Here is an 8,268-nt window from a genome sequence, read left to right on the forward strand (position 1 = left end):
TTTTTATATTTAATGAGTTAAATCTAGATACAAGCAAAACCAGAGCTTACAGTTAGTAATTAACTAGTAATAAATTTGTAAGCTTGATGATTACAATTAATAAATTTAAAGGAACTCTTTTAGAGTTCTTTTTTTGTAAGTAAGTTATTTATATACAAATACTTATAAATTCAGCTATAATAAATTAAATACTATTAAAATTGGGGGATTTTAAGTTGGGGAATGGGGGTTTGATATGAGAAAAATTTTTTTAACATTACTAATTATGATTATGCCAGTTACAATAATTGTATGTGGAGGTAAAAATCAAAATAGTATTGGTACTATATCTAAAATAGAAGACAATTTAGAAGATATGAGTGTTAAATATAGCTTAGATGTTTTTAAAAAGGATGAATATGATATTCATATATATTCAGAAGAATATCACAATGGAAAACTAAATAAAAAAGATTTAATGATGGAAAGTACGGTATCTATAAATAATCAAAATAAAAACATACCAATCGATATATATTACAAAGACGAAAATTTGAGTATCATAGTGGGCAGTTCGGGGATAGAGTTACCTTTAGACTTTTTTAATAACTTAGAAAATGGAATGGCGATGTCTATTTTAGATGAGAAAAGAGAAATACAGTTAAATAAAGAATTAAAAGTAGCTGCATATAGTATTGGTAATAAAGATCATTCAACTCATAGCATTAACTTAGATGAGGATTATCAAGCAAGTAGAAATGAGAAAGACTTAATTATATACATAAAAGTAAATTCTATATAAATACATACAATAGGGGTAGAGAGAAAAAATGAGTATAAAGAGAAAAATATTAATAGTTATTATGGTAATATTAGGGATAATGGCTATAGTACCAGAAAATCAAGTAGTAAGTAGTATATCATTAGTTGGATTTACAACTTTAATTTTATCAATGAAATTAAGTGATGATATTTTAAGAAGAAAGCTTATAAAGAGAATAGATAAAGAAAACATAGAATGTATTAAAGTAAAAGAAAATAATAAAGGGGTTATTGTACTTATGATAGTTTTACTATTTAATATGTATAGTACAATTAAATCAAGGTATGCAGGTTTTAACCATGGAAATAATTATACTATTACAAATCTATTATCATATACAAATAGTTTTGAGTTGTATGAAAAGGTGATTCTTTTAATGATTTCTGTAATTAGTATATTTTGTATTATTAATATAATACAAGTAATATTAAATCCATGTATAGTATCTAAAGATAAAGTGATTTTCTACGATGGAACAGTATTCGATATTGATAAAATAGAAGAAATAGAATATAACAATTCGGTTCTTAGAAAGAATAAAAAAATAATTAAAGTTTCAAAAGGTTTTAGAGATAGAAAGATAATAATTGATGTAGAAAACTTTGATAAAGTTAAACAATTATTAGAGGCTGAAAGTTAATTTGGTATATTAAAAACTAATAATGTATTTTGGTAAAAAGGAGTATAAGAGGATTATGAAAAGTATACTAGAAAATGGATATATTATTAAACCCATAACGAATGATAATCATAATGAGATTAAACAACTATATGATTTATGCTCTGACTATCACATACTAGCTAGTGGTAGAAACGCAACTGCTAAAGATATAGATGATATCTTTAAGTACAGTGAAAAAAAGACTTTAGAGGATTCTTTAACATTAGGAATATACGATAATAGTGAAGTTCTAATTGGGACAGTCGATATATTTAAGGACTACCCAGAAATTGGAACTTGGATGATAGGTTTACTTTTACTTTCGCCAAGTGAGAGAAATAAAAAATTAGGTAGAGCTGTTCATGAAGAAATAAAGAGATATGCATTAAGTGAAGGTGCTATAAGATTGAGAATAGGAGTACTAGAAGATAATATTAATGGACGAAGATTCTGGGATTCACTAGAATACCAGTATGTAAAAACAACAAGTATGGATATTGAAAATAAAAATCATAATGTAGATATATTAAGTTTATTAATTACGGAGCAATAATATTATTGCTCTTTTTTTATGTTAAAAACATATATTGTAGAAATTAATTAAGCATAAATAATCTGATACAATTAAACTAGATTTTAATTAGGAGGGGAATTTGGTTGATTAGACTTTTGAATTCTAAAGATTTAGATATAGATAAAGTAAAGGACTTTTATTGTAACTATGCAACCTGGAAAGTACCAAGTAAATATGAGGATTGGGAAAAAATAATAAAAAAATCTTCAAGTATTATAACTTGCTGGGATGATAATAGTTTGATAGGAATGGCTAGATCTTTAAGTGACGAAGTAAGATGGGCTACTATAATAGATGTATTGGTTCATCCTGAGCATAGAGGTAAAGGTATAGGGAGTAAGATAATTGAAAGTTTATTAGAACAACCAGAGATGCATGTAAGGACCATATATTTGGCAACACCTGATAAAGAAGATTTTTATAATAAGTTGGGGTTTAAAACAGTTAATGAACATTGTTGTTATATGATTAAAGTTCAAAAGGATATTGAAGATAATTATGTACTACCTATTAACTAGAAATACTTAAATGTAGAACTATTAGTTATTAAAAAATAGTTTGAATTATAATATAACTATGTTTTAAATAAGATAATTAGTAAAATAAATTTTAGTTAAAACATAGTTAAAATAAAGCTTACAATTAGTAACTAATTAGAAATCAACCTGTAAGAATTGTGCTTACAAGAAATATACAAAATAGGATAAAAGAGGGGTCAAATAATGTTAGTAGAAAAATCGTTTGGAGAAAAAAATTATATACATTTAGAACATCAACAGTGGGCGGTTCATCAAGCTATTAATATACTAAATAATAAAAAATATTAAGGTTCAAATTTGAATAAATTGTATTTATAACACAAATAAAGCTAAATTACAGGAATTATTAAGTTGATTAAAGGCAGAGTTTAGTAAAATCAAATATTACAGGAAGTAAGATTTATGTAAGTTTATAAATACACGAACTAGTTTTGTAAAAAGTGTAGTGATATTTGCAACAAGAAGATAGTTATGTAGACAGCAAGGAATAGTATTCATACAATTAAATTATATTGAGAGAGGAGGTAAAAATGAAAATAAACCATATTAAAGATAATTTAATAAATGAAACTAATGTAAATGTAATAACCAATGACGATAATGAAAATGACTATATTTATATAAAAGAATTATTAACAGTGCATAATTCAAGTATTATAGGTAAGGACTTAGATACAAATAAAGAAATAAAGGTAAAGGATAAAGATATAATATATTTTGAAACTTATGGAAGAGATGTATGTTTTACAACTATTGAAAACAAATTATTAATTATAAAGATATCGATGAAAAGATTAGAGGAAATTCTATCAAGAAGAAATTATTTTATAAAAGTAAATAAAAATACAATAATAAATGTTAAGCATATAGAGGAGATTAGTTACCATTCTAATATGAGATTTCAAGTAATACTAAGCAATCAATATAAGCAAGTAGTAAATCGAAGTTATTTTAGAGATTTCAAAAAAAGTATAGAGGAGGAATATAATCAATGAAAGCCTATAACTCCAAATTTTTTCTTATATTATCAGAGTGTTTAATTATATTTATGATATATGGAATAGTTACATCTGATAGGAATATGTCTAATTGGTTGATAACTATTCTAGGAATATCTTTTCTATTTTCATATTCAGCAACAGTACTATACCCAAAGCTATTGAGTAAATATGGAGAAAATCATTATAAACTAATATTAATTGTTCAAAATTTATTCATGTCAACGATTTTATATGTATTAGGAAACGAATTAGGATATTTAACAAACTATATTAGTTTTTTAATTCAATATAGTTTAATTGCTATCGTAACGTATTATATAAATAGGAGAATTTATATAAAAGAAATAAGATACTTAAATAATCTTGTAAAAAACTCAAAGCATTAGATTATATAAATTACCTAAATGAATATACCTTTTTAGTATAAAGAATCTGTAAGCAAATTTCTTACATCAAATAAGATCAAAAGGACTCATGCAAATATTGAACTCTTTTGATCTTATTTAAATTTTATGGATGTCTTAATAGTATTAAACAACTTGTATATTAATTTATTTTAGATTAGGTAGTGATTAACATAGTTTAAAATAAATATTATAACCTTAGAAATATGATAAAATATTATACACATAGTTTTTATATCGAGTACGAAAGGAAAATAAAAAATGATATACATAAGTGCTTTTGAATTTGTTAATGAAGATATTGAATATAAATTTATATTAGAGGAAAAAAGAACTTGTTATGACTCTTTTTATCCATTTAAAATATTATCTAAAAATCAATTTGAAAGAATTGACTTTGAACCAATTACTATATTATACGGGGGTAATGGATCTGGAAAGTCAACAGCATTAAATATAATTGCTGAAAAAGTAAACCTAGATAGAGATTCTATTTACAATAAAACTAATTTTTTTACGGACTATGTAAATATGTGCTACATGGAAATTTCAAATGAAATACCTGAAAATAGTAAGATTATAACTAGTGATGATGTATTTGATTATATGTTAAATATCAGAAATATAAATGAACGTATTGATGAAAAGAGATCTGAGTTATTTGAAGAATATATAGATACTAAATTTTCAAGTTTTAGGATGACGTCTTTAGATGATTATGATGAAATGAAAAGAATAAGTAGGGCTAAGAAAAAAACTCAATCTAAATTTATAAGAGATAACTTAAGAGACAACATTAGAGAATATTCAAACGGAGAAAGTGCTTTTAAATATTTTCTAGAAAAGATAGGAGAGAATGGGCTGTATATACTGGATGAGCCTGAAAATAGTCTTTCCCCCCAAAGACAAATAGAATTGTCTAAATTTATAGAAGATGCATCAAGATTTTTTGGATGCCAATTTATAATATCAACCCACTCTCCATTTATGCTAGCTATGAAAGGTGCTAAAATCTATGACCTTGATGAGGATCCAGTAAGAGTTAAAAAATGGACTGAATTAGAAAATGTACGTAACTATTATGATTTTTTTAAAGAACATGAAAAAGAATTTTAGTATGTAAGTTACAAAAATATTAGTACGAGACTCTAACTTAGAAGGGATATATGTACTATAATAATTAATATGCATTATTAAGTTAATGTATAAATAGCATAAATAGGAGGCAAGTTGTAAATGACAGTAAATTCTATAGAAACAGAAATACTAGAAGTTAAAGATTTGAACTCGAATTACGAAAATGTTAAAAAAGGAGCAGAGTACCTAAAAAAAGGTGAAGTTGTTGCAATTCCTACAGAAACGGTTTATGGATTAGCGGCAGATGCTTTTAATGAAAATGCAATTAAAAAGGTATTTCAAGTAAAAGGTAGACCACAAGATAATCCATTATTAGTACATATATATAAATTAGAACAAGTTTATGATATATGCAAAGATATACCACAAGAAGCGAAAAAAGTATTTGATGCTTTTTGGCCAGGTTCAGTAACATTAATTTTCAATAAAAAAGAGTGTATTTCAGATATAGTTACGGCAGGTATGGATACGGTGGCAGTTAGATTTCCTAAAAGCGAAATAGCTAGAGCTGTAATTAAAGAAAGCGGAACTTTATTAGTTGCTCCATCTGCAAATTTATCAGGCAAGCCCTCAACTACAAGTGCAAAACATTGCATTAATGATTTAAGTGGAAAAATTCCTTGTATTTTAGATGGAGGGTCATGTTCAATTGGTTTAGAATCAACAATCATAGACATGTCAACTCCAGATCCTGTACTGTTAAGACCTGGAGCTATAAGTGTAGATGAGATATGTGATATAATTCCTAACCTTATATATAAAAAGGATCTATTAAGTGTTGAAGATAGTGAAGTACCAAAAGCTCCAGGAATGAAGTATAGACATTATGCACCAGATGTACCTGTAACATTAGTTGAAGGAGATTATGTAAATACTTCTAAGTGGATTAAAGAAAATGCAAATAAGGATAATGCTATACTTTGTTTTGAAGAGTTTTTAGACGAATTCAGCAACTATAATTACATATATAGTTTAGGAAGTTTTAATACATTAAATATTGCAGCACAAAAAATATTTGACTTACTTAGAGAATGTGATAAGTTGGATATTGACCATATTTACATACAAGCGCCTATTAATCATGGATTAGGAAATTCTATAATCAATAGATTAGAAAAAGCTAGTGCAGGAAACATTGTTCATATATAAATAACTTTACATGTAGTTGTAAGTAAAAAAATTCTACAATTACGTTTGATAAAAAAATAACCATGGGTTATAAATAAAAAACATTAATAAAAATCCACCAATAGAAAATCATTATACTATAAAAAATTATGATGTAATCAAGCTTATATTTATTGTATAGTTAAGGAGTAAAATATGAATATAAAAATAAGAAATGAGCGTAAGGAAGATTTTAGAAAAGTTGAAGAGGTTGCAAGAGAAGCATTTTGGAATTTATACTTTCCTGGATGTAATGAGCATTTAGTAATCCATAATATGAGAAAACACATAGATTTTATACCAGAGCTTTCATTTGTAATAGAAGTAGATGGTAAAATAGTAGGAAGCATATTTTATACGCATTCAAAAGTAATATCAGAAGATGGCAACGAGTACAATACTATTACCTTTGGTCCAGTTAGTATATTACCAAGCATGCATAGAAAAGGACTTGGGCGTAAACTTATTACATACTCTATAGAAATTGCAAAAAAATTGGGGTATACGGCGATATTAACATTAGGATATCCATACCATTATGAGCCATATGGATTTGTTGGAGCAAAAAAATATAATATATCAATGGAAGATGGTAATTATTATAAAGGATTATTAGCATTGCCTCTTTATGAAGGGGCATTAGATGACATTTCAGGATATGTAGAATTTGCAGATATTTTTGATCCAAGTGAAGATGACGTCGAAGAATTTGATAAGACGTTTTGTCCAAAGAAAAAGCAATTTCAAGCTAGTCAAAAGGAGTATGAAATTTCGTGTAGTATGATTGATGAAGATTAGGATAAAAAAGCTTACAAGTAATAATATAAAAAAGAATTCATAACAGTTGAGCTCTTTTTTATATATAATTAAAATACTTTTAAGTAGGGGGATGATGATGTATAAAAAATTACTAATAGGTTTTTTTATATTGTTACTAATGTTGATTTTAGCTTACACACAAATTAATAAAGAGAGTAATGGTAGCAAAGTTGAAGTTAGAGGGTTAACTTTAAAAATTTCTTTGGTTACAGTAGCTTATGACGTTTATAGGACAAACTTTAAAAATGTTGATGAATTTAATGAAAATTTATACAAAAATTGTGGAGAGTATGGGGTAGATTATTATAAATGGTTAAAAGAAACATATTCAACTATGGATACTGAGATGAAGCGCAGATTAATTAGAATATATGATAATTATGGTGAGTGGAAATACGTATCAGAAACAATATCTGTGGATGATAATGCTAGCGTTGAAGAAGTCGTAGAAAAAATTAATAATCAATCTAAGTTAGAATTAAGTCAAATGAGAAAGGAAGATATAGATATATTCTATAATTATTTTTACAAAACGTACTTAAAGGAATTTATAGAAAGTAATAATTCCAAAATAGAATTAAACAGAAAAAAAGTTAACAGATACCTTGAAAAGGAAAATATAGATATATTTAAATTTATGGAATATGAAAGTGGAATAAAATTTAATAAGGATTATACTGCATTATTTTATTATGATTTGCGACCAATAGGAGCGATGGGATTTGAAAATGGAAATTATAAGATATCGACGATTCAACCATCCACAAATAAAGATAATTTATTTGGAGCACCATTCCATGAATATTCACATGAGCTATTTAGAAACTTTACCGGAACGAAGGAGTTTATAAAAATTTCGAATGAATTAAAGAAAGATAAAACTTTATTAGATAGCTATAATAGTTTTGGTAAAGATGCTTATGATTGGGTAGGATGGTGTGAAGAAAACTTAGTTGAGGGTTTTGCAAAATACCTAGAGCATAAGTGTTATAACCGTAAAAAAACGAATACGACTTATGTATATGATGTGAAATTTTATAATTATTTAATAGATAATAAATTTAATCTAAAAGATACTGATTTAAAAGATGTTAGTATAAATTTTTATGAAGATACTTTAAGTAAAAATTCATATTAAAAATTCATATTAATTTTGTTATTAAT

General features: G+C 25.8%; 10 protein-coding genes. All 10 read left to right on the plus strand.

Annotated features, from left to right (window positions below; all coding sequences use genetic code 11):
* The first annotated feature begins 235 nt into the window (after nucleotides 1–235).
* The 10 genes from VN21_RS14290 to VN21_RS14335 all read left to right on the plus strand — a co-directional run bounded on the left by VN21_RS14290 (nucleotide 236) and on the right by VN21_RS14335 (nucleotide 8,242).
* Nucleotides 236–781 carry a hypothetical protein gene (locus VN21_RS14290; protein ID WP_046823859.1) on the plus strand — a complete coding sequence of 182 codons (546 nt, stop codon included), beginning with the start codon at nucleotides 236–238 and terminating at the stop codon, nucleotides 779–781.
* A 28-nt stretch (nucleotides 782–809) separates the two neighbouring features.
* Nucleotides 810–1,442: a hypothetical protein gene (locus VN21_RS14295; RefSeq protein WP_046823860.1), complete on the plus strand. Its 633-nt coding sequence runs from the start codon at nucleotides 810–812 to the stop codon at nucleotides 1,440–1,442.
* A gap of 55 nt (nucleotides 1,443–1,497) precedes the next feature.
* Entirely contained in the window at nucleotides 1,498–2,016 is a 519-nt protein-coding gene (locus VN21_RS14300) for a GNAT family N-acetyltransferase (protein WP_052952081.1), read from the plus strand.
* A 104-nt stretch (nucleotides 2,017–2,120) separates the two neighbouring features.
* Complete coding sequence (locus VN21_RS17955; RefSeq protein ID WP_052952082.1) at nucleotides 2,121–2,555, plus strand: GNAT family N-acetyltransferase; 435 nt, start codon at nucleotides 2,121–2,123, stop codon at nucleotides 2,553–2,555.
* 551 nt (nucleotides 2,556–3,106) lie between these two features.
* On the plus strand, nucleotides 3,107–3,571 hold the full coding sequence (locus VN21_RS14310; RefSeq protein WP_046823861.1) for a LytTR family DNA-binding domain-containing protein: 465 nt from the start codon (nucleotides 3,107–3,109) through the stop codon (nucleotides 3,569–3,571).
* The gene (locus VN21_RS14315; protein WP_021431908.1) at nucleotides 3,568–3,963 is read left to right on the plus strand and encodes a hypothetical protein; all 396 of its coding nucleotides are present in this window, start codon (nucleotides 3,568–3,570) and stop codon (nucleotides 3,961–3,963) included. The genes VN21_RS14310 and VN21_RS14315 overlap by 4 nt, the downstream gene beginning before the upstream one ends.
* Before the next feature lie 279 nt (nucleotides 3,964–4,242).
* A complete protein-coding gene (locus VN21_RS14320; protein ID WP_046823862.1) occupies nucleotides 4,243–5,097 on the plus strand; it encodes an AAA family ATPase in 855 nt (284 codons plus the stop codon).
* A 120-nt stretch (nucleotides 5,098–5,217) separates the two neighbouring features.
* The gene (locus VN21_RS14325) at nucleotides 5,218–6,267 is read left to right on the plus strand and encodes an L-threonylcarbamoyladenylate synthase (RefSeq protein ID WP_046823863.1); all 1,050 of its coding nucleotides are present in this window, start codon (nucleotides 5,218–5,220) and stop codon (nucleotides 6,265–6,267) included.
* Nucleotides 6,268–6,441: 174 nt separating this feature from the next.
* Nucleotides 6,442–7,083, plus strand: a complete 642-nt coding sequence (locus VN21_RS14330) for a GNAT family N-acetyltransferase (RefSeq protein WP_046823864.1) — start codon at nucleotides 6,442–6,444, stop codon at nucleotides 7,081–7,083.
* 97 nt (nucleotides 7,084–7,180) lie between these two features.
* Entirely contained in the window at nucleotides 7,181–8,242 is a 1,062-nt protein-coding gene (locus VN21_RS14335) for a hypothetical protein (RefSeq protein ID WP_046823865.1), read from the plus strand.
* The last annotated feature ends 26 nt before the right edge of the window (nucleotides 8,243–8,268 follow it).

It is taken from the genome of Paraclostridium benzoelyticum (assembly GCF_001006285.1).
Taxonomy (GTDB): domain Bacteria; phylum Bacillota; class Clostridia; order Peptostreptococcales; family Peptostreptococcaceae; genus Paraclostridium; species Paraclostridium benzoelyticum.

What these genes read in the sequence shown, in the direction of transcription:
- VN21_RS14335 (WP_046823865.1), top strand. Translation starts at nt 7,181, where the DNA reads ATGTATAAAAAATTACTAATAGGTTTTTTTATATTGTTACTAATGTTG.
- VN21_RS14295 (WP_046823860.1), top strand. Translation starts at nt 810, where the DNA reads ATGAGTATAAAGAGAAAAATATTAATAGTTATTATGGTAATATTAGGG.
- VN21_RS14315 (WP_021431908.1), top strand. Translation starts at nt 3,568, where the DNA reads ATGAAAGCCTATAACTCCAAATTTTTTCTTATATTATCAGAGTGTTTA.
- VN21_RS14330 (WP_046823864.1), top strand. Translation starts at nt 6,442, where the DNA reads ATGAATATAAAAATAAGAAATGAGCGTAAGGAAGATTTTAGAAAAGTT.
- VN21_RS14320 (WP_046823862.1), top strand. Translation starts at nt 4,243, where the DNA reads ATGATATACATAAGTGCTTTTGAATTTGTTAATGAAGATATTGAATAT.
- VN21_RS14325 (WP_046823863.1), top strand. Translation starts at nt 5,218, where the DNA reads ATGACAGTAAATTCTATAGAAACAGAAATACTAGAAGTTAAAGATTTG.
- VN21_RS14290 (WP_046823859.1), top strand. Translation starts at nt 236, where the DNA reads ATGAGAAAAATTTTTTTAACATTACTAATTATGATTATGCCAGTTACA.
- VN21_RS14310 (WP_046823861.1), top strand. Translation starts at nt 3,107, where the DNA reads ATGAAAATAAACCATATTAAAGATAATTTAATAAATGAAACTAATGTA.
- VN21_RS14300 (WP_052952081.1), top strand. Translation starts at nt 1,498, where the DNA reads ATGAAAAGTATACTAGAAAATGGATATATTATTAAACCCATAACGAAT.